The 253-nt window shown below is 64.0% G+C and carries 1 pseudogene; it reads right to left on the bottom strand.

Annotated elements, in window-relative coordinates:
• Positions 1–253: pseudogene (locus AC0L20_RS41420) on the bottom strand (TonB-dependent siderophore receptor); the annotation flags it as partial.

Here is a 253-nt window from a genome sequence, read left to right as displayed (position 1 = left end):
AACAGACGGTCATCGAAGAAGCCAAACGTGTCGGAGACTGCGGCGCTGCGCACGAATGTCTTGCCGGTAATGGTCGGGTCGCTGAAGTCGGTGCCAGGGGTGTTGCGCGGCGTATTGAGCGTAGGTGCTGCGCCGGTCACCGGGTTGTAGATGTTGGTCGCGCTGGGCGAGCCGTTGAACACGTAGGCGTTGCGCGCCTGGGTCCAGATGCCGGCCAGGCCAAGGTTGAGTCGATGGCTGACGGGGCCGGTCT

Source organism: Bradyrhizobium sp. Kon58, assembly GCF_055807455.1.
Note: the sequence above shows the minus strand (reverse complement) of the source record. Positions and strands in the feature narration are given on the sequence as shown.